Annotated in this window: 18 protein-coding genes; 7 read left to right on the forward strand and 11 right to left on the reverse strand. The window is 61.9% G+C overall.

What is annotated here, in order from left to right:
- Window positions 1-58 precede the first annotated feature (58 nt).
- From dmpE to O5O48_RS04150, 11 genes are all read right to left on the reverse strand, one after another.
- The gene (dmpE, locus tag O5O48_RS04100) at window positions 59-844 is read right to left on the reverse strand and encodes a 2-oxopent-4-enoate hydratase (protein WP_088277031.1); all 786 of its coding nucleotides are present in this window, start codon (window positions 842-844) and stop codon (window positions 59-61) included.
- Window positions 845-846: 2 nt separating this feature from the next.
- Complete coding sequence (locus tag O5O48_RS04105; RefSeq protein WP_269688225.1) at window positions 847-1701, reverse strand: alpha/beta fold hydrolase; 855 nt, start codon at window positions 1699-1701, stop codon at window positions 847-849.
- A 7-nt stretch (window positions 1702-1708) separates the two neighbouring features.
- Window positions 1709-3169, reverse strand: a complete 1461-nt coding sequence (locus tag O5O48_RS04110; RefSeq protein ID WP_233048738.1) for a 2-hydroxymuconic semialdehyde dehydrogenase — start codon at window positions 3167-3169, stop codon at window positions 1709-1711.
- Window positions 3170-3200: 31 nt separating this feature from the next.
- On the reverse strand, window positions 3201-4124 hold the full coding sequence (locus O5O48_RS04115) for a catechol 2,3-dioxygenase (protein ID WP_269688226.1): 924 nt from the start codon (window positions 4122-4124) through the stop codon (window positions 3201-3203).
- A complete protein-coding gene (locus O5O48_RS04120) occupies window positions 4124-4453 on the reverse strand; it encodes a 2Fe-2S iron-sulfur cluster-binding protein (protein ID WP_083727634.1) in 330 nt (109 codons plus the stop codon). The genes O5O48_RS04115 and O5O48_RS04120 overlap by 1 nt, the downstream gene beginning before the upstream one ends.
- A 99-nt stretch (window positions 4454-4552) precedes the next feature.
- Window positions 4553-5614 (reverse strand): NADH:ubiquinone reductase (Na(+)-transporting) subunit F, encoded by a 1062-nt coding sequence (locus O5O48_RS04125; protein ID WP_118130079.1) that lies wholly within the window; start codon window positions 5612-5614, stop codon window positions 4553-4555.
- Between the two features lie 10 nt (window positions 5615-5624).
- Window positions 5625-5984: a phenol hydroxylase subunit P4 gene (locus O5O48_RS04130; RefSeq protein WP_233048736.1), complete on the reverse strand. Its 360-nt coding sequence runs from the start codon at window positions 5982-5984 to the stop codon at window positions 5625-5627.
- 62 nt (window positions 5985-6046) lie between these two features.
- On the reverse strand, window positions 6047-7591 hold the full coding sequence (locus tag O5O48_RS04135) for an aromatic/alkene/methane monooxygenase hydroxylase/oxygenase subunit alpha (protein ID WP_269688227.1): 1545 nt from the start codon (window positions 7589-7591) through the stop codon (window positions 6047-6049).
- 10 nt (window positions 7592-7601) lie between these two features.
- Complete coding sequence (locus O5O48_RS04140; protein WP_269688228.1) at window positions 7602-7874, reverse strand: MmoB/DmpM family protein; 273 nt, start codon at window positions 7872-7874, stop codon at window positions 7602-7604.
- A complete protein-coding gene (locus O5O48_RS04145; protein WP_269688229.1) occupies window positions 7871-8872 on the reverse strand; it encodes an aromatic/alkene monooxygenase hydroxylase subunit beta in 1002 nt (333 codons plus the stop codon). Before O5O48_RS04145 ends, O5O48_RS04140 begins: the two co-directional genes overlap by 4 nt.
- Before the next feature lie 45 nt (window positions 8873-8917).
- Complete coding sequence (locus O5O48_RS04150; protein WP_088277011.1) at window positions 8918-9169, reverse strand: phenol hydroxylase subunit; 252 nt, start codon at window positions 9167-9169, stop codon at window positions 8918-8920.
- Window positions 9170-9534: 365 nt separating this feature from the next.
- On the opposite strand from O5O48_RS04150, the gene O5O48_RS04155 reads away from it, so the two are divergent.
- The 7 genes from O5O48_RS04155 (at window position 9535) to O5O48_RS04185 (ending at window position 20307) form a co-directional block, all read left to right on the forward strand.
- Window positions 9535-11250 carry a sigma-54-dependent Fis family transcriptional regulator gene (locus O5O48_RS04155; protein WP_269688230.1) on the forward strand — a complete coding sequence of 572 codons (1716 nt, stop codon included), beginning with the start codon at window positions 9535-9537 and terminating at the stop codon, window positions 11248-11250.
- Between the two features lie 301 nt (window positions 11251-11551).
- A complete protein-coding gene (locus tag O5O48_RS04160; protein ID WP_269688231.1) occupies window positions 11552-12547 on the forward strand; it encodes a WD40/YVTN/BNR-like repeat-containing protein in 996 nt (331 codons plus the stop codon).
- Between the two features lie 9 nt (window positions 12548-12556).
- Window positions 12557-14992, forward strand: a complete 2436-nt coding sequence (locus O5O48_RS04165; protein ID WP_269688232.1) for an efflux RND transporter permease subunit — start codon at window positions 12557-12559, stop codon at window positions 14990-14992.
- 44 nt (window positions 14993-15036) lie between these two features.
- Entirely contained in the window at window positions 15037-16926 is a 1890-nt protein-coding gene (locus O5O48_RS04170) for a DUF1302 family protein (RefSeq protein WP_269688233.1), read from the forward strand.
- Window positions 16927-16939: 13 nt separating this feature from the next.
- Window positions 16940-18259 (forward strand): DUF1329 domain-containing protein, encoded by a 1320-nt coding sequence (locus tag O5O48_RS04175; RefSeq protein ID WP_228245648.1) that lies wholly within the window; start codon window positions 16940-16942, stop codon window positions 18257-18259.
- 316 nt (window positions 18260-18575) lie between these two features.
- Entirely contained in the window at window positions 18576-19292 is a 717-nt protein-coding gene (locus O5O48_RS04180; protein ID WP_269688234.1) for a hypothetical protein, read from the forward strand.
- A gap of 160 nt (window positions 19293-19452) precedes the next feature.
- Window positions 19453-20307: an SDR family NAD(P)-dependent oxidoreductase gene (locus O5O48_RS04185; RefSeq protein ID WP_228245646.1), complete on the forward strand. Its 855-nt coding sequence runs from the start codon at window positions 19453-19455 to the stop codon at window positions 20305-20307.
- The last annotated feature ends 143 nt before the right edge of the window (window positions 20308-20450 follow it).

Consider the following 20450-nt stretch of genomic DNA (forward strand, 5'->3'; position numbering starts at 1 on the left):
TTCCCTCTCTGGGAATAATCCGCTGTGCAGGCGTGACCGCGGGGCCACGCCCGTCGAGTCACACGAAACGCACGCTGGCCGTGCCCATACCACCAATGCTGACCTGCATGAAATCACCGGCCTTGACCGGCTCAAGCGGCACCAGCGAGCCGGACAGGATGACCTCACCGGCCTTCAGGGAAATGCCGAAGCGGCCCAGGGTGTTGGCCAGCCAGGCAACGCAGTTGACCGGTGAGCCCAGCGCCGCAGCGCCCGCGCCGGTACTGATGATCTGGCCGTTCTTTTCCACCACCATGCCGCAGGTCACCAGATCGACCTTGCGCGGCGATACCGCCTGATCGCCCAGCACGAACAGCCCGCAGGAGGCGTTGTCGGCGACCGTGTCCTGAATCGCGATCTTCCAGTCCTGGATACGCGAATCGACGATCTCGAAGCACGGCATCACGCATTCGGTCGCCGCCAACACATCGGCGTTGGTGACCCCGGGGCCGGTCAGGTCGCGCTTGAGAATGAAGGCAATCTCGCCTTCGGCGCGCGGCTGCATCAGCTTTTCGCTGATCGGCATGGCTTCACCGCTGTTGTAGACCATGGCATCGGTCAGGTAGCCGAAATCGGGCTGGTGCACATTGAGCATGTTCTGCACCGCCTTGCTGGTGACGCCGATCTTCTTGCCGATCACCCGCTCACCGGCGTCCAGCCGGTTCTGCAGCATGCGCAGCGAAATGTGGTAGGCATCGTCGATGCTGATATCAAAGCCGCGACTGGTCAGCGGGCTGACCGCCTCGCGCTTGAGCATTGCCTGGTACAGCTCGTCGCCAAGCTGATTGATCTGAGACTGATCCATGGTCAAAGCACTCCTGAAGCGCTGTCGGCTTCGCTGAGAAAATCTTCCACCAGCCGCGCAAAGCGACCGGCATGTTCGATCTGGGTCCAGTGGCCGCAATGGCCATAGACATGCAACTGGGCATTGGGAATCAGCTGTGCCAGCTGCAGTGAGGCCTGCAACGGGATGACCTGATCCTCGCGCCCGTGGATAACCAGGGTTTCGTGCTGCACGGCGCGGATATCCGCCTCGTTGCTGGCAAGGCCGTCGACCCAGCGCTGGCGTGGTGCCGGGAACATCTGCGCAAAGGACTCCTGGAACCCGGGGCGGATACTGGCCTGGTAACGCAGCTCGGCCAGTTCGTCGGTGACCAGCGCGCGGTCGTAGGCAAAGGTATCCATCAGGCTGCGCATGGTCTGGAAGGACGGCTCATAGCCCCAGACCCGATCCAGCCCGTCGGTAATCGGGAAGCTCACGCCAACGCTGCCCATCAGCACCAGCCGGCGCACCCGGTGCGGATAGCGAATGGCGAGCGCCAGCGCGATACCGCCGCCAAACGAGTTGCCGACCAGATCGGCCTGTTCGATGCCCAGTGCATCGAGCACGCCGATGGCATGCTCGACCCAGACATCGCGCTGATAATCCGGGTTGGCCGGGCGCTCGCTGTAACCGAAGCCCAGCATGTCGGGCGCAATGACCCGGCGCTGCCTGGCCAGCTCGGGCATCACCAGACGCCAGTTGGCCCAGGCGGTAACGCCCGGCCCGGAGCCGTGAATCAGCATCAGCGGGAAGCCTTCGCCATGCTCATGCACGTTGGTCTGGTAACCGCCGGCGGTGATACTGCGGCCCAGCTCGGGACTCTCTACTGCAACATTCATGAGCACCTCACAACTTCACGCAGATGTTTTTCATTTCGGTGTAGAACTCGAGCGAATGCACCCCGCCCTCGCGCCCGATGCCCGACTGTTTGCTGCCGCCAAAGGCGGTACGCAGATCACGCAGGAACCAGCTGTTGACCCAGACAATGCCAGCCTCCAGCTGACCGGCAACCCGGTGCGCACGGGTGACGTTTTCGGTCCAGATGGCCGAGGCCAGGCCGTAGGGCAGGCTGTTGGCCAGAGCCACGGCTTCTTCTTCGCTGTCAAACGGGCGGATATGGCAACAGGGGCCGAAGATCTCTTCGGTGACCACGGCCGAGTCGTCCTTGAGGCCGGTCCAGATGGTCGGCTGCACCCAGGCGCCGTGGGCCAGCTCTGCCGGCATGTCCGGCACGCCGCCGCCGGTAATAACGGTTGCCCCGTCCTCAACGGCTTTCTGGTAGTAGGACAGCACCTTCTCGCGGTGCTTGAGGCTGATCAGCGGGCCAAAGTTGCTGGTGGCATCGTCCGGCGGGCCCAGCACCAGTTGCTCGGCACCGGCTTTCAGGCGCGCGACAAACTCGTCGAAGATCGGCCGCTGAACGTAGACCCGCTCGGTGCCCAGACACACCTGACCGCAGTTGGCAAAGGCCGAGCGCAGCGTGCCCTCAATCGCCTTGTCCATGTCGCAGTCGGCAAACACGATGCCGGCATTCTTGCCACCCAGCTCAAGGGACACCTGACGCACGCCGTTGGCGGCCGCCTTCATGATGGTTTCGCCGGTGCCGGTCTCGCCGGTGAAGGTGTAGGCATCCACATCCGGATGCTCGGTCAGGAAGGCGCCGGCCGAGTTGCCGCCAAAACCGTGCACTACGTTGTAGACCCCATCGGGCACCCCGGCCTGCTGCATGACCTCACCCAGCAGCGCAGTGGTAGTCGGCGTCTCCTCGGAGGGTTTGACCACCACGGTATTGCCGCAGGCCAGCGCCGGGCCGACCTTCCAGGTCATCAGCAGCAGCGGCAGGTTCCACGGACTGATCACACCGATCACGCCCTTGGGCCGGCGAACCGCGTAGTTGAGCGCACCAGCGCCGTCCGGCGTAGCCATCTCGAACGCCTCGGCGGCGACATTCTTGACCAGGTCGGCGAAGACCTTGAAGTTGGCGGCGCCACGCGGAATGTCGATATGGCTGGCCAGCGAACGCGGCTTGCCGGTGTCCAGACATTCGGCTTCGAGGAACTCGTCAAAGCGCGCCGTGATGCCATCGGCGACCCGGTGCAGGATGGCAGTGCGCTCCTCGACCGACATCTTTCCCCAGGGGCCTTTCAGCGCCGCCCGCGCAGCGCGCACGGCGGCATCGACTTCCTCGCGTCCGGCTTCGTGCACCTTGCTCAGCACCCTGCCGTTGGCCGGGTTGATATTGTCGAACAGCCGACCGCTGGCCGAGCCGACGTACGCGCCGTTGATGTAATGCTTGATTTCTTTCATGGCTAAACAGCTCCCGCCAAAATGGGTAAGGTCAGGTCAGTACGGTGAGAAAACGCTCATTGAGCTGACGGTCGTGGTAGAAAATCGCCTTGCCCAGCTGCTCGGCTGCCCAGGTCACCGGCTTGTGGTCCGGGTAGTTGTAGTCACCGCCGCAGAACACTTCATTGCGGTTGCCGGAGGGGTCGAAGAAGTAGATGGTCTTGCCGTGGGTCAGGCCGTGGCGGGTCGGGCCGATGTCGATCGAGGTATCGGTCATGCTGATCAGGTCGGCGGCGCGCAGCACGTCCTCCCAGGTTTCGAGGAAGAACGAGGCGTGATGAAACTTGCCCTTTTCGGGGTGCATGATGAAAGCCACGTCATGCGCTTTGGTCGAGATGCTGAGGAACTGGGCGATGCGGTCGCCGTTCTCGTCCAGCACCTGCTCGGCCAGGTAAAACCCGAGCACATTGACGAACAGATCGTAGGTGGCCGCCAGCTCATCGCCATACATCAGGCAGTGGTCGAAACGCACCGCGCGCATGCCCTTGAGGTCCATTGGCCAGGCCTCCGGGTTAACCTCGGTGACGCCCCACTTGCCGGTGTATTCCTTCTCGGCATAGAGCTCAAAGGCGTGCCCGCTGGGAGCGACAAAGCGGATGCGGCGGCCACAGCCGCGCAGCTCGCCGGCCGGAATATGCTCTACTGGGCAGCCCCAGGCGAGCAGGTCCTGCTCCAGCTGCACCAGCGTTGCCTCGTCCACCACCTTGAAGCCCATGAAATCCATGCCGGGCTCATCGGACGGATTGAGCACCACCGAGAATTTGTCGACCTCGGTCCAGGCTTTCAGGTAAATCCGGCCCTGTTCGTCGCGGTCGGTTTCAATCAGGCCGACCAGGTCGCGATAGTGTTTCAGGGCGGCTTCGGCATCCAGTACCCGGATCTGCACGTGACCGGGACGCATCACACCTTTTCTCATCACATCACCTCATTGGAATTGTTGTTGGTGCCTGCCAGCTCGGGTGCTGGCCGATATTCAAAGCTCAGGTCACTGCGCGGATAGACCCGACAGGCCAGTACCCGTCCGCAGCGGCGCGATGCCTCGTCTACGTGTTTTTTGCTCATGGGCCCGCAGCTGAACTCGCCGCTGATCACATGGACCTTGCACAGACCGCAGCCACCGCCGCGGCAGCCCACCGGAATGCAGCGCTTGCCGGCCAGCTCCATCGCCTTGAGCAGTGAGTTATCGCTTGCGCAGTTGAAGCGCAGGCCTCTGACCAGCTCGGTCATTTCGAATGTGTCAGTCATCGTTGTTATTCTCGACTGCCGTTCGTTTGCTCACGCCAAGGCCCTGTCACCCGTCGCTGCGCCACTGCGCAACCGAGGGCCGGCCTTCGCGTCCCGGATTCAGATCCGCTTGAATAGCGCGGAGCGCTGGGTGTCCTCTGCGCCGTCGGCCGCGGTGTAGAAACGCTCCATAAAAATGTCGCGCTCAAACAGCCGGCCCTGCATCAGGGCGGTAATCGCCGCATCGATCATCGGCGGCGGGCCGCACAGGTAGGCCTTGTGACCGGCAAAGCGGCCGTCAAAGTGCGCCTTGGCAGCGTCGTGCACATAGCCACGGAAACCCTGCCACTCGCTGTCATCGGCGGCCTGGCTGAGCGCCGGTACATAGGTGAAATTGGCGTGGCTGGCAGCCAGTTGCTCGAACAGTTCGGCGTTGTAGAGTTCGCTGCGGTTGCGCGCGCCCTGAAACAGGGTGATCTGGCGGCTGTCGCCCTGTTCCAGCAGGTCGAGAATCATCGACTGCGGGCTGGACAGCCCCGAGCCGCCGGCAATAAAGATCAGATCGCCCGGCTGCGAGTTGCGCACAAAGAACATGCCGTAGGGCCCGGACAGCGACAGCTGATCACCCACCTTCAGTTGCTGATGGATGTAGCCGGTGGCTGCGCCACCTTCTACCAGCCGCACATGCAGCTCGACCTCGTCCGGCCGGCTCGGCGGATTGGCCAGCGAGAACGCACGGCTGCCCTCAATGCCCGGCAGTTCCAGGTTGATGTACTGGCCCGCCTGAAACTGCATCGCGCGATCCAGCTTCAGGCGCACGCCCAAAATGGTCGGTGACAGTGGCAGCAGTTCGCTGACCGTGGCCTGGTAGTCCTCTACCGAATAGCCCTCGAAGTCCTCATCCACATCGATATCGGCTTCGATGGTCACATCGCTCTGCACCGTGGCGCAGCAGGCCAGCACCTTGCCTTCGTCGCGCTCGACATCCATCAGCGCGAACGGCGAGGCCTCGCCGATATCCACGTCGCCCTCCAGCACCTGCACCTTGCAGGTCGCGCAGGTGCCGTGGCCGCAGGCAAACGGCAGCCAGACGCCCTGACGCAGCGCGGCCTGGAGGATGGTCTGGTCTTGCTCGACTTCGATCTGTTCGCCGGTCGGCTCAATCGTGACTGTGTAGCTCATGACCGCCTCCTCAGACTACGCCGCCGGCGATACCGTCAAGGCCGGGCACGCGCAGGGTCAGCATCGCTTTGTGCGTCACCCCATTCTGCGCCAGGCTGAGCGCAGGGTCCGGGCTGAACGGCTGGTGGTTGAGCTGCCACTGGGCCTGGCCAAAGTCCAGGCCGGCGGCCTGCGGGTGGGCGGCAATGGCCGGGCGCACAACCTCCTCGCAGAACTCGCCCATGCTCATCTCGGGCGACGCTAGAAAGGCAAACGGCGAACAGAACAGCAGATGGTTCGGCCAGTACAGATAGACCAGTTGCATGCCATTGAAGTTGGCCTGCAGGTCACGCGGCTCGGCGGTGTATTGATAAAGGGCTTTAACGCTCATGGAGATCACCTTGTTCTTGTTGTCGCCCCGACCTGTCGGTCGGGGACGGGTGTTGTGAAAGCTCAGGCGGCGTCCCGGGAGTCGTCATCGCCCCCGAGCGGCCGATTGCCCTTGATCGCCTGCCAGCGCTGGTGATCCGGCGACCCCACGTAGTCGAAATTGTCCTGGCCGATATTGATGTGGTAGTACTTCGAGACCACGGTCTCGACGTCTGCACCCTCGCAGTTGCCCTGATAGATCTGGTGCACCGGCAACCAGGACTGGATGTACTTCTCGGGCTCGTACTTGAAAATGTCGCAGCAGCCATCCGAGCAGAAGTGATAACGCTCGCCCTCGTGCTCCAGTGTGCGCAGGCTCAGCTGGGTCGGATCGCCGTGCTCGGTGAACAGGGTCGGTACCTGACACACCTGGCACAGTTGCGGCAGGGTGTTGTTGTAGAAACGCTCACCCTGGTCCTGCATCTTCTGCCAGTGCTCGAAACGCGGGCGGTAGTACTTGTCGAAGGTGTCCGGGTACTGCTCGGACAGCCAGTCCATTTCCGCGGCACTGGGCAACCAGGTATGGAAGTTGGTGGCGTGGCTGTACTGATAGAAGGTTGCCCACAACTGATGGCTGATATGGTTCTTGCCGTCGTTGGCCACGTCCTGATACTTGGGCGGGCGAATGCCGTAACGCTCCAGATCCTTGAACAGGGCGCCGCCGTTCTGCTCGTAATAGACCTCCCACGCATCCTTCCAGGACATCACCTTGTTGGGCAGCATGTAGTCCATCATCATGCTGACCAGGCTGAGCAGGCGGTAACCGCGCCAGAACCACTTGTCGATCCAGTGCTGCACGATCGGCACGTTGTCCTCGTGCTGTTCGAGCATGAACTTGATGACCTCAAGGCCCAGGGTCATGTGGCGGGCTTCGTCCGATTGCGCCGAGAAGCCGAAGGTCACGGTGGCCATATCGCCGTTGTAAGCCGCGCCGGACATGAACGGCACGAACAGCAGGTTGGTCAGCACGTATTCGAACGAGAACGAAATGGCAGTCAGAAACTCGAATGGGCCAGCCGAGCGGGCGTCGTCAAAGAACGACTTGGGCACCGACAGGAACCAGACCCGGTCGTGCATGTGGGCAAAATCGTGCAGGCCGTTGAAGTGCTTGTTGTAGTGACTCATGGCGTGCAGCTGGGTCTGCACGTGACGCAGCTCGTCAATCGACTGCATCTGGCAGGCGACCCGCGCACCGGCACCGCTGAAATGCCGGCCGACCTTGGCGTAGCCCTGAAACGCGCCGTATTCCAGCGGCGAAACACCGGTCAGAAACAGCTTGAGGGCGTTTACGTAGCGCGCATCGGAAATGTTCTGGTGGCCGTTGTTCTGGGCGAAGGCGTCGAAGATGGCGTACAGCTTCTTCTCTTTCTCGGCCTGATACTTCCAGTAGGCATCCATGGTCAGGCGGAAGGGGTCTTCCCACTTGTCCCAGTCGGTGATCTTGATCCCTTCGAAGCGTTCGTAGGGAAAGATGTCTTCCTTCTTCTGGTAGCTCGGTTCCCAGGCCATGTCGCGGGTCAGGTACTGGTACTTGTCTTTGAGGCTGAGCTTCTTGTTCTTGGTAGCCATGAGGGGTCTCCTAGTTTTTCCACTCGAGGATGAAGTGGTCTTCATCCTCATCCACGTTGCCGCCGATGCTGATCACGTCCAGGAGCATTTCCTGCACGTCCCACTCACGACCGATCTTTTCCTCAACCGTGGCACGGTTGATTACCAGGCGCTTTTCAGCCTGGATGCGGATCATGGCCGGGTGGTACTGCACTTCGGCGTGAGGGTTGTCTTCGGCCATCGCCTCTACCAGGTAGCGGGCGTTGTCGTTGTCCTGAAAAACGATGAAGGCGAGCTGGCTCATGCGGCGACCTCCTCGGCGACCAGGCCGAGCTTTTTCAGCCGCTGGTCGAATTGGCCAACCACCTCGTCCAGCGCTGCGACACCGACGCTGGCGTTGGCGAGCGGCTGCAGGGCAGCGATGACCCGCGGCTGCCAGTGGGCAATCCAGCGCTGCAACTGCTCGGCATTGGCATCACTTTCCGCGCGCACGGTCTTGAGCATGGCGTCGACCCAGCGGCAGGATTCGGCGTGCCAGTCACGCATGAACTCGGTGAGCATCGAGACATCCTCGGCCCCCTGCTCCGCCAGCCATTGATCGAACTTGTGATACATCAGCGGGTACAGCAGGCCATCAATCAGCAGGTTCTGCAGTACGGTCAGCTCGAACCAGTCCTTGACCACCAGACTGTCCTCAACCAGCTTGCGCAGCGGCTGCCAGAGTGCGTCGTCCATCCAGTAGGTCTTCGAGCGATCCAGTGCCTCGCCAGTGCTGCCATCGATCAGCAGGGCAATGCGCGACAGGTACTGGCCCATGCCCAGGCGGTCCATGGCCTGATAGATGTGCATCTGGGTGACCGTGCCGGCCACCGCATCGCCAGCGATGCTGCTGTTGTTCATGTTGGCGCCCAGCTCCATATGGCGCAGCGGCACCAGCAGACGCAGCAAAGTTTCCTGCAGCGCCTCCGGCATGCGGGTCAGCAGATTGCGCTTGTCGCAGAAGCTGAAGCTGTGCTCGGCGGCCTCCTGCATCTTGGCGCGGTTCTGCACGTAGGCACCGTAAAAGAACTGACGGGGATCGCTTACCGCGTACCAGTCGGCCATGCGGATGGCGGTGCGGGTCGGGTCATTCAGACCGTGCTCGGCATCCCACAGGGGGCGGTAATGGAAGTTGGTGGTCGCCTCGATATCGAAGCTGGCTTCCTGATAGCGCGAGGCAGGCTTGTCGCCAAAGCGGCGCTTGATGTTGCTGTAGGTGTGCCGAATCGGCTCCACCGAGTTGGTTTTGATTTCAATGCTCATGACAACCGTACCGTTTTGTTTTTGTAGGGGTGTGTCGGATCGCAATCAGCGCTGGCCTTTCTCGCCGAAGCGCCACTTCACCATGTCCTCGTCAACCTGACGGGCCATGGCCTCATCCATGTGAACAACCTGGTTGTGTTTGCAGAACTGAACGAAAGCGTCCTTCGGAAGCACCAGTTCGACGAACAGATCGGGGTGACCGATGGCAAAGTCGAACTCGACAAAGCGGGCGTCCGGTTCGCTGCGTACCCGAATCCAGCGGGTCATCTGGTCAAAGCTTTGGGCGGTCTGGCTCATAGGGCTTCACCGTGCTTGTTGTTGTGAGCAGACCTACAGCAACGGCTATGCCAGCCACCGATAACGGCGCGAAATCAGATTTCAACCAATTGATATTCAAGACTTTTTATTTTTATCCATTGATAAACCGCATCACCGGAAGCGCTCGGCGGCGGAGGGAATCGCGGGGGGGAATTTGATGATTTGATGAAACAGCGCTGCGCATGTCAGCAAATGCTCACCCAGCGCGACGCCCCCTTGGCCAATTAATCATTTGGTTGATTTTTAACCGCAGACAGCGTCAAGATGCCGAGACACTCAGCGCGTCACAGCATGTTGTGAGACAGCGCAAACCGCCCAACAAAAACAACAGGGGCTAATGCATCATGGCGACCAGCTACAAGCCGCACCTGCAGTATTCGGACTATCACGATCTGACCGAGCAGATCCGCTTTCAGAGCACTGACGGCAAAATCTGGTTTGCCGAGCAGCGCATGCTGCTGATGCAGGTGTCCGCCATGGCCAGCTTCCGGCGTGAGCTGGTAAACACCCTCGGTATCGAGCGCGCCAAGGGCTTCTTTCTGCGCATGGGCTACCAGTCGGGACTCAAGGATGCCGAGCTGGCTCGCAAACTCAGGCCACACAACAACGAACTCGATATCTTCCTCGTCGGTCCGCAGCTGCATTCACTCAAGGGCATGGTCAAGGTCAAGCCAATCCAGATTGATCTTGACCACCAGAAGGGCCACTTCTACGGCGAGCTGGAGTGGGTAGACTCGTTCGAGGTCGAGATTTGCCAGACGGAATTGGGGCTGATGCATGAACCGGCCTGCTGGTCGTTGCTGGGCTATGCCTGTGCCTACAGCTCCTCATTCATGCGGCGTGAAATCATCTTCCGCGAAGTCAGCTGCCGCGGCTGCGGCGATGAGCGCTGCCTGATCGTCGGCAAGCCGGCGGAGGAATGGGATGACGCGGAGCAGTTCAAAAGCTACTTCAGGGAAGACCCCATTATCGAGGAGCTTTACGACCTGCAATCGCGGCTGAGTTCGCTGCAAAACGACCTGGATCAGCAGGAAGGTCAGTACTACGGCATCGGCCAGTCGAGCGCCTACAAAAAGGTCTGCCAGACCATCGACAAGGCCGCCAAGGGCAAGGTCTCGGTGCTGCTGCTGGGCGAGACCGGGGTTGGCAAGGAGGTGATTGCCCGCAGTGTGCATCAACGCAGCGAGCGCGCCGACAAGCCGTTCGTGGCCGTCAACTGCGCCGCCATCCCGCCCGATCTGATCGAGGCAGAACTGTTCGGCGTTGAAAAAGGCGCCTACACCGGTGCTCACCAGGCACGTGCCGGCCGTTTTGAACGGGCCAATGGCGGAACCATCTTTCTCGATGAGGTGATCGAACTGCCGCCAAGGGCCCAGGCCACCCTGCTGCGCGTGCTGCAGGAAGGTGAACTGGAGCGGGTAGGTGACTCGCATACCCGCAAGATCGATGTGCGGGTGATTGCCGCCACCAACGAAAGCCTGGCCGATGCCGTCGAAAAGGGACGCTTCCGAGCTGACCTGTACTACCGCCTGAATGTGTTCCCGGTTCATATTCCGCCACTGCGGGAGCGGCAGGAGGACATTCCGCTGCTGGCCGAGCACTTCCTGCGCAAATCGCACCATGCCTACCAGAAGCGCACCCTGGGGCTGTCGGACAAGGCGCTGGAGCTGTGCCTGAACTACCACTGGCCAGGCAATATCCGCGAACTGGAAAACGTCATCGAACGCGGCGTGATTCTGACCGACAGCAACGAGAGCATCAGCCAGGACGCGCTGTTCGCAGTCAGCCCGGAGCTGATGGAGAGCCCCAACGATGATCGTCTCAACGATTTCGGCACCATCGTCCATGGCAGCGACATCGCATCCGGAAGCGACTGGGTAGCGCAGATTCTGACCTCCGGCGTCAGCCTGGAAGAGGTCGAAAACAGCCTCATGCGGCGCGCCATGGAGGACGCCGGCCAGAACGTATCCGAGGCCGCCAGGAGGCTGGGGCTGACGCGCCCGGCGCTGGCATACCGGCTGAAGAAGTCCGGCATTCTCGAAGACAGCGAACAGCAGTAGCCCGGCAGCGGCTACCCGCCCGAATAGCTCCTTGCACCGGGCAAGGAGCGCCCTCTCACCCGTCAGAGCAACCCAGTCCGAACCCGCGCTTTACCAAATCAGCAAGCCCCGCCTGCACTTTTATCAATTGATCAAATTACCCTGCCCGAAACGCAGCTGCATTCCTGCGTAAAAACCACCATCCAATAAAAAATCGTTGCCAATCAGCCAGTTGGAATTATGCGAAAGCGCTGGCACAGCGCTTGCTACCGAGCTTCTGTCGCTCCGTGAATAAAAATAAAACCCTGATTGGTGACATACCATGTTTGACATACCAACACCTCTCCGAGGTGCGCCGGGTCGTCGGCATCTGCTTGCCGGACTGGCTTGCTCGATGTTCCTGACCGGCTGCGAGGCGCCGCTGAATCTGGACGCGGTAGAGCGCCAGCACAGCGAAGCCCTGCAACGCACCGACTTCTACCAGGCCATGGCCAGCAATGGTGAAACCACCCTCATCGTCGGTAACGATGGCGTGGTGCTGCGCAGCAGTGATCAGGGCACCAGCTGGCAACGCCAGCCGCTACCGACCAGCATGAGCCTGGTCGACCTGGATGTGTGTCCAGACCGCAGTTTCATTGCCCTGAGTTTCGACAACCAGCTCTGGCACGGCAGCCCGGATGCCAGCCAGTGGCGCAGCCACGCGCTGCCCAGCAGCGAACAGATGATGGCGACCGCCTGCGCGCCGGACGGCAGCTGGTGGACGGTCGGCAGTTTCAGCACCCTGCAGCACAGCGCAGACCAGGGCGCCAGCTGGGACGAATCCAGTCTGGATGAGGACGCCATTCTCACCACCCTGCAATTTATCGACGCCGAGCACGCTGTGGTAACCGGCGAATACGGGCTGGTCTATCAAAGCCGCGACGCCGGGATCAGCTGGGAGCCGGCCGGCAGCCTGCCTGACGAGTTCTACCCCCACGCCAGCTTCTTCCGCGACCTCAATGAAGGCTGGGTTGGTGGCTTGAACGGCTTTATCTGGCACACCCGCGATGCCGGAGAAACCTGGCGCAAGCAGCCCAGCGGCACCGAAGCGCCGATCTTCGGCTTTGTCAGTGATGGCAACGCACTCTATGCCCTCGGCGAAAACACCACCGTACTCAGCCTGCACGGCAGCCGCTGGCAGCCGCTGGCCACGCCCAATCAGCCCCTGTATCTGCGTGCCGGTCTGCTCGTGCCCGAGCAGCATCTGCTGGCGGCCGGCGGGCGCGGCACGCTGCTGAATATTCAACTCCCAAAGGCCCTGGCGGCCAGCGCTGACTGAGGAACCGACATGTCTGGATTACATCGTTTTACCCATGCCATGCACGGTCTTGAGGTGTGGATGTTCAACAATCCACGCAAGGTGCTGGCCGCCATCGCCCTGCTGACCCTGCTGTTTGCGCTGCGCATACCGGGGCTGAAAATCTATACCGACTTTGCCGATCTGCTGCCGCAGGAACACCCCTATATCGAGCTGCACAACAGCATCAAGGACAGCTTCGGCGGGGCCAACGTGCTGGTCGTGGGCGTTGCCTTCGACAACGGTGACATTTTCTCCAACGCCAACCTGGCCACCATTGACCGGGTCACCCAGGCCGTCGACAACCTGCCCGGCGTCAACCACAACCTGGTGACCAGCGTCACCCACCGCAACTCGCGCAAGATCTGGCTGACCGAGGTCGGCTCGATCAACTCCGAGCCCTACTTTGACCCGCAAAGCGGCAACTACAGCGATGAGCAACTGGCGCAGATGCGCGCGGATGTGGCCGCCAACCCGCGCATCTACGGCCCGCTGGTGTCCTCCGACTTCAAGATGGCGCTGGTCAAGGCGCAACTGATTGAAGGCCAGCTCGACTACGCCGCCACCTTCGCCCAGTTGCAGGCCCTGCGCGAGGCGGAAAGCGGCAATGGCGTGACCCTGTATGCCACCGGCCAGCCGGTGCTGGTGGGCTGGGCCTACACCTACATGGACCAGATTCTGCAGATCTTCATCTTTACCGTGCTGATCATGCTGTCGCTGCTGGTATTCCATTTCCGCAAGGCCTACGGGGTGCTGATTCCCCTCGGCGGCGTGCTGATCTCGACCATCTGGGGCCTGGGCATCATCAGCCTGCTGGGCTTCAACCTGGATCCGCTGGGGCTGGTTATTCCCTTCCTGATTGCCGCGCGGGCGATGAGCCACGGGGTGCAACTGGTCGAGCGCTACTACGCCGAGGTGCGTGTTCTTGGCAACGGCCCGAAAGCGGCCAGGGCGACCTTTGACAGCCTGTTCCGCCCGGGCTCGCTTGGCGTGGTCTCCGACGCCGTAGGCCTGTCGCTGATCGCCATCGGCTCCATTGCCCTGAATACCAAGCTGGGCGTGTATGCATCGCTGTGGGCGATGACCGTGATCCTGACCGTGCTGATTGGCGTACCGCTGCTGCTGTCGATCCTGCCGACACCGAAAAACCCCGAGATCAAGGAAACCTTCCTGCGCCATATCGGCGCCACCTGTGCCCGCACCGTCAGCCGTCCGGGCGCGGCGCGGGTCGTGCTTGGCGCTGCCGCGCTGGCCATTGCCTTGGGTCTGGTCGCCGCCTCCCAGGTACGTATCGGCGACTCGGAGCCGGGTTCACCCATCCTCTACCCCAACCACGACTACAACCTGTCGTCCAAGGAAGTAAATGACCGCTTCCCCGGCTCAGAAGAGCTGTACATCATCGCCGAACACGCCGAGAAAGGCGGGCTGAAAAAGCCCGAGGTTCTGCGCGCCCTGCAGGACTTGCAGGCGCACATGCTGGCCGATCCCGCGGTCGGTGGCAGCAAGGGTCTGCCGGACCTGATCAAGCAGGTCAACCGGCTGATGCACAACGACGATCCACGCTGGTTCCAGATCCCCCATGAAGCGGACTACGTCGGCGGCCTGATGTTTACCTATATGGCGTCGAGCCCGATTCCCGGGGCGTTGAACGAGTTCAACGATACCGACGATCGCATCGCCAACCTGGTGTTCTACTACAAGGATCGCCAGGGCGAGACCATCCGTCGTGCCATTCACATGGCGCGCGAATGGATCGCCGAACACGACGGCCAGGTTGAAGGCCTGACCATCCGGCTGGCCGGCGGCACCCTCGGCGTTGCCGCGGCCATGAACGAGTCGGCCTTCGAAACCAATCTGGTCGTGCTGCCGCTGGTATTTCTGCTGATCTTCGCCTTCGTGATGCTGTTCTACACGTCCTGGCACGCCGGGCTGATGATGCTGCTGGCGATGACCTTCGCGACCACCCTCACCTACGCCTACATGGGCCTGGCCGGGCTCAACATCGACATCAACACCGTGCCGGTCATCGCCGTCGGCATCGGCGTGGGCATCGACTACTCGATCTACATGATGGACCGCATCCGCGAGGAGATGGCCAAGAGCGGCAGGCTGGTCGATGCCGTTCGCCAGGCGATCGCCACCACCGGCATGGCCATCAGTTTCACCGCCGTCACCCTGATGGCCGGCATCGTCATGTGGGTGTTGCTGTCGGACCTGCGCTTCCAGTCCGACGCGGCAATGCTGCTGTGCGTGATGATCGTCATCAACGGTCTGGCCGCCATGCTGCTGGTGCCCTCTTGGGTGCTGGTAATGCGCCCGCGCTTCATCACCGATGTCTACGCCGACGAGGATGGCATCCTGCATGCCGACCGCCCGGCAGCCAGTGCCCCGCAGCCTGTCGGGGCGCTGATAACGGGGCAAGGTTGAGCTCGACTCGTCCTGCCCTACCCCACTGAAATGAGGAACTGCCAATGCAAACAAAAATAAAAGGCCTCGGACGCTGGAGCCTCGCTCTGGCGAGCGGCACCGGGCTGCTGCTGAGCCCGCTTAGCGCCGCGATTGCCAGTGAGGAAACGGAGATCACCGGCTTCTATGAAAACGCTACCTATGTGCGCGACTCCGTCGGTCTGTCGAAATTTCGCAACACGGTGCAGATCAACGCTGAACGCGAGTTCGGCGAACTCGGCATCTTCAGCAACGTTTCCTGGAACGGCGTATTTCGTGGCAGCTACGACGGGGTCTACGACCTCAACAGCAGCGAGTACGGCCGCAGCGCCGGCGGCAGCATTCGCCTGGAGAACACCAGCGGTTTCGGCGGCAGCACCAGTGTGCCCCACGGTGGCGGTCTGCAATTGCCCAACACCTTTAATGTGGCCGATCACCCCAACAAGGGCATGATTGTGCTCGGCGAGAACCTGCACAGCACCAGCGGCGGCGTCGCCTTCGGCGTCCCGGTGCGGCCCTGTGATGTCGATAGCCGCGGCTGTATCAACGGCTATCTGGACCAGGACACCAACGAACTGCGCTTCTCCGAGTTCAATGACCGGCTCGACTTCATCCGCGAACTGTATGTCGACTTCGACTACAGCTTCGACAACGGCCACATCCTCAGCACCCGCCTGGGCAAGCAGCAGGTCATCTGGGGCCGCACCGACCTGTTCCGGGTGCTGGACGTCATCAACCCGGTCGACTTCTCGCGCAACAATATTTACGACGAGCTGGAAGACATCCGCATCCCGATGTGGATCGTCAAATCCGACTACCGCATGGGCGCTGGCGACATCTTCGACGACCTGAACGTATCCTTCGTCTGGAACTTCGACCGCTTCCGCCCGCACAACATCGGCCAATGCGGCTCGCCCAACGTGATTCTCGACGCGGGTTGCTTCTTCCGCGGCATGAACACACTCTGGGAGCACGGCGGCACCGTCGCCAACTTTGCCAATGGCTCGATTGCCACCGACTTCGGCCCCGGCCAGATCGGCATCCGCAAAGCCCACATGCCCGGGTGGAGTTTGTCCAACACCCAGTTCGGTATCAAGCTTGAGGGTGTCTACCGTGACGTTGGCTTCTCGCTCAATGCACTCACCTACCGCAGCCAGTTGCCTTCGCTGCGCGGCGGTATCCCGGCGCAAAATGCATTCACCGGCGTCACCGGAATCTGGCCATCCCTCATCGCATTCGATATCCACTTCCCCCGCGTCAACCTGATCGGCGGCTCGCTGGACTACTACGCCCAGGGTCTGGATACCGTGTTCCGCGTCGAACTCGCTCACACCGAAGGCGAAGAGTTCGCCAACACCATCCAGACCAGACTGTTCTCGGAGAGCAACGTCACGCGCTATGTGGTCGGTGCCGACAAGAACATCTTCATACCATGGCTTAACAGCCGCCGCGCCTTCCTGTTCTCGGGCCAGATCTTCGGCCAGCACATTCACGAGTACCAGAGTGAGCAGCGTCTCCTGGGCCGGGTAGGCATACCGGACTGGAAGGCCAACTGGACCGGCACCCTGCTGGTCAAGGGCTGGTGGATGAATGACCGGCTTAGCCCTCAACTACTGGCTGCGCATGACTTCCGCGCCGGTGCCACCACCATCGCACCAAGCATCGAATGGCTGGTCAGCGACAACCTGCGGGTCATCGGGGGCGCCAACCTGAAGGTCGGCAGCGGTGCCAACAAGTTCGATGACTGCCGCACCTGTAACCCCTGGGACCCCTTCACCGCCGGGTACCCGGGCCACCCAGAAGGTTTCAGCCTGGGTCTGACCGGTTATGAGCCGCTGGGTCGCTTCCGCGCCGGCCCGCTGGGCATGGCCAAAAACCAGGACGAACTGCAACTGACCGTCCGCTACAGCTTCTGATTCGGAGAACAGCATGAACAACAACAAGCACACCCGTATCCTGGCCGGCGTACTGACGGCACTGGCGATGGCCTGCACCGCGCAGGCCCAGGCCGATGTCGTCGACAACAGCTTCTATCCCTATCGTGAGTCCGCGCCCAGCGCACCGGGGCTCACCACCGGCATGACCATCAACCAGGCCAACGTTGCCCAGTTCCGGGACATCATCGATCCGGCGTTCTACAACTTCATCGAGCAGGGCTGGGTTGAAATCAAGGTCGGCGAGACCACCTCCTTCGACCTTCATCCCAACTACGTGGAAGCCAGCCGGGCGGGTCTCGGCAACGTCAGTCTGGGCGCCAAGCCAGGCGAGCTGAATGGCTGGCAGGCCGGACGGCCATTCCCGGAAGAGCCGGATGCCAACGATCCGCGTGCCGGCGAGAAACTCGCCTGGAACTACAAGTACGGCTACAACTGGGGCGACAGTGCCGCCATCTCCCCGTTCTACTGGAAGTATCGGGACATGAACACCGACAAGGTTGAGCGCACCATCAAGTTCAACTTCCACTTCCTGAACTTCACCGGCCGGGTCAATCAGGAGCCGCTGCCGGCGATCACGCCCAACCCGTCGGAGCTGTTCCGCGGTATCTACGTGCAGGTGCTCGAGCCGCATGATGTGCGCAATACCCAGCTGCTCATCCACCGTGCCATGGACGACCTCAAGCGCGACAACTCCTGGCTGTATCTGGGCTTTCAGCGCCGCGTACGCCGCCTGGCCACCGGTCAGGTCACCGACGCCTTCCTTGGTTCAGATCTGATGATCGAAGACTTCGAGGGCTACAACGGCCGTATTTCCGACATGAACTGGGCCTACAAGGGCACCCGTTACATGCTCATGCCTTTCTACAACCACAACGAGCTGCAACTCGATACCGAAACCCATCAGGACAGCGACGGTTATCAGGTAGTAGCGTTCTCCGGCAAGGGCGGTTGCTTCCCGAACATCACTTGGCAGCTGCGCAAGGTCTACGAAGTGGAGGCCACCCCGGTCGACGGCAGCCACCCGCTGTCCCGCCGCGTGCACTTCATGGATGCCCAGACCTTCACCATCCCGCGCACCGTGGCCTATGACCGCAAGGGCAGCATGTGGAAAACCTTCACCATCGGCCAGGCCCACCCGGACCACCACCTGCCTGCCAACCAGGGCAGTGGCGTATCCATTGACGACAGCTTCAGCATGATCGACGTACAGGCCATGCACTGCACCACCGGCCAATTCAAGGGCCAGGTCGACCCCAGCCTGAGCACCCCGGACATGTTCAGCGTTCAGCACATGCGCGCCACCGGGAACTGATCAGCAACACCGGCACTGCTCCGTATTAAGCCCGCGCAATGCGGGCTTTTTTTGGTTTATTAGGGCATGGCGGTAGGTAGACGACGCTCATCCCGCAAACGCTGCTCCGCCTCGCCCAAGCACTCACGGCCCGATAACCTGTCAGCATCTATCAACTGCACCTGCTCCCGCCGGGGGCTCGAATCGGGTAGAGTGCGCGCTGCGTCGGGTAGCCCCGCTTTGCCATTGCGTTTGCAGCACGCCGGCAGCATTGCAGGAAGGACCTCTGGAACGACGCAAATCCACGACGGAGCCCCATTCAGGAGAATATGGAAAGATGAAGAACACCCGCATCCACGCAGGCCTGCTGAGTCTGATCGCCGCCGGCATGCTGGCCGCCAGTCAGGCCCAGGCATTTGGTCTGGACTCGCTGAAGGCCGCCGCAGGCGCAGCGCTGAACACAGCAGCGCAAGGTGGCGAAGCCGCCGGTGCCGAGAACCTGGCCCAGCAGCAGGATCTGCTGATGCAGCGCTTCAACGCGAGCATGAACAACATGCTGATGGCCCAGGCCAAAACCCTGGAAGCGACGGGACAAACCGACATCGCCAGTCGCACGCTGGCTGCGGCCGCCAACTATGCGCAGGGGGCAAACACGGACACGGCATCGATCGCCGCTGACACCGAGCTGACCAGCAGCAACCAGGCACTGATTCAGAGCCTGCTCGCACAGGGCGGCACACTGAGCGGGGCCAACCGCAGCACCCTGGCCGAGGCGATTCCCTTCTACCAGAACGGTCTGAAGGAAGGCTCGCTGCTGAGCGGCGCGTTCCAGAGCTGGCTGGACAGCGCCAAGGGCAGTGCCGGCTCGCTGCTGTCCAACCCGATGGCCGCCGGTGAGCTGACCCGCAGCATCGGTGAGGCAAGTTCGGTCGCGCGCAATCTGCCCAGCCTGATCAACGCCTGGAGCGGTACCAGCCAGTCGTTCCTGAGCCTGGCCAACGCCAATCAGGTCGACGCCGGCCAGCTGCAGTCTATCCTCGCCGCGCTCAACTGAGCGCCTTCAGGTCTTGTCCGGGCGCGCCATGCGCCCGGTCAGGACCTGATCCTGCCGTTGCAGACTGTCGCCCCGGCGACAGATTCCTTCCTCCCTGTCTCCCTATGGTGAACGCCCGGCCGGGCCAGTCGCGGCACGACCATAACAGGAGAACAAGAAGATGAGTTTCGCATCCAGAGTGGTATGGATCACCGGCGCCTCCTCGGGCATCGGTGAAGCGCTGGCCAGGGCCATGCTGGCACAGGGCGCCGAGGTAATCCTGTCCGGTCGCCGCGCCGACGCGCTGCAGGCTCTGGCCGCCGTGGCGCCCGAGCGCACCCTGGTACTGCCCTTCGAAACCACCGACTACGACCGCCTGCCGGCATTGGTCGAGCAGGCCTGGGGCTGGCGTGGCCGCATTGATCTGCTGATCAACAACGCCGGGATCAGTCAGCGCAGCCTTGCGCTGGATACCAGCCTGCAGGTCTATCGCCAGTTGATGGAAGTCGACTATCTCGCGCCGGTTGCCCTGACCCAGTTGCTGCTGCCGCGCCTGGTCGAGCAGGGCAGCGGTCAGCTGGCGGTGGTCAGCTCGGTTGCCGGCAAGCTCGGCGCGCCCCTGCGCACGGGCTACTGCGGAGCCAAGCACGCGGTAGTCGGCTACTTCGAGGCATTGCGCGCCGAAGTCGAGCAGGCCTACGGCATTGGCGTGAGCGTGATCATTCCCGGTTCGGTGCGCACCGCCATTGCCGCCAACGCGCTGGAGGGAGGCGGTAACGCACGCGGCCGGTCGGACGCCAACATCGACAACGGTATCGATCCTGACGACGCCGCGCGCACGATCATTGAAGGCCTGAGTGCCGGCAAGCACGACATCGTTGTTGCCGAAGGTATGGAGCTGATGGCGTTGCAGATGCGCGCGAGCGACCCGGAGCGCACCTTCGCCTTTACCGCTGCCGAAGGGGCAAAGCTGGCGCAACAGCGGGCGGAGCTGGGGGCCGGCGCCTCGATCGACCCTAACGCGGTCAACCGCTGAACACACATGGCAAAGAGCAGGGAAGTTTTGGCTCTGGGCGACTAGCACGCCACGCCGTCAGCAACACTGACGGCGCACCAGCCTGGCACATCAGCTATGGCATAGAGTATTTGCGGCTATGGGCAAAACCCGTTGATCAGCCA

It is taken from the genome of Halopseudomonas sp. MFKK-1 (assembly GCF_027474385.1).
Taxonomy (GTDB): Bacteria; Pseudomonadota; Gammaproteobacteria; order Pseudomonadales; family Pseudomonadaceae; genus Halopseudomonas; species Halopseudomonas aestusnigri.